This is a genomic window from Phaeodactylibacter luteus (assembly GCF_007993045.1).
Lineage (GTDB): Bacteria > Bacteroidota > Bacteroidia > Chitinophagales > Saprospiraceae > Phaeodactylibacter > Phaeodactylibacter luteus.
Genome location: NZ_VOOR01000151.1, coordinates 1 through 1,060, shown reverse-complemented (window position 1 = coordinate 1,060; position 1,060 = coordinate 1). Strand labels below are relative to the sequence as shown.

1 pseudogene is annotated in these 1,060 nt (G+C 62.0%); it reads right to left on the bottom strand.

Annotated elements, in window-relative coordinates:
- Positions 1 to 1,060: pseudogene (locus FRY97_RS21920) on the bottom strand (DUF11 domain-containing protein); the annotation flags it as partial.

The following is a 1,060-nucleotide window of genomic DNA, read 5'->3' as shown; positions in this document are numbered from 1 at the left end:
TACAGGCGCGGTGTCCGCTACCGTTACGCTGCTCGCAGCGCTCGGCCCGTTGTTCGTCACCGTGATGGTGTAAGGCACCGTTGTGCCCGGCACGTAGGTAGTGGTGTTGTTCGTCTTAACCGTGGTGATGTCCGATACCTCGTCCGGTGTGTCCGGCCCGTCCGTACATTCCGGACAGTCCGGGGTCGGGTCTTCCGGGTTCGTTACCGTGACTATGTTGGTCAGGCCGCCCGTGAAGTCAGCCGGAACATCCACGTTCACCGTGTAGGTCACTACCGCCCCGTTAGCCATCGCCGTGATCGTCTCGTTGAGATCGCCCGTGCCGCTGGCATTGGACAGCGTCGCTGTGCCGGTAGTTACTACCGCCGTCCAGCTGCTGATCGTTGTGCCCGCAGGCGCGGTGTCCGCTACCGTTACGCTGCTCGCTACACTTGGCCCGTTATTGGTCACCGTGATGGTGTAAGGCACCGTTGTGCCGGGCACGTAGGTCGTCGTGTTGTTCGTCTTCACCGTGGTGATGTCCGATACCTCGTCCGGTGTGTCCGGGCCGTCCGTACAATCTGGGCAGTCCGGGGTCGGGTCTTCCGGGTTCGTTACCGTGACTATGTTGGTCAGGCCGCCCGTGAAATCGGCAGGCACATCCACGTTCACCGTGTAGGTCACTACTGCCCCGTTGGACATGTTCGTGATCACCTCACTGAAGTCGCCCGTGCCCGAAGCGTTCGCCAGCGTCGCTGTGCCGGTGGTCACCACCGCCGTCCAGCTGCTGATCGTTGTGCCCGTAGGCGCCATATCTGCTACCGTTACGCTGCTCGCAGCGCTCGGCCCGTTGTTCGTCACCGTGATGGTGTAAGGCACCGTTGTGCCCGGCACGTAGGTAGTGGTACCGTTCGTCTTAACCGTGGTGATGTCCGATACCTCGTCCGGTGTGTCCGGGCCGTCCGTACAAGCTGGGCATCCCGGGGTCGGGTCTTCTGGGTTCGTTACCGTGACTATGTTGGTCAGGCCGCCCGTGAAATCGGCAGGCACGTCCACGTTCACCGTGTAGGTCACTACTGCG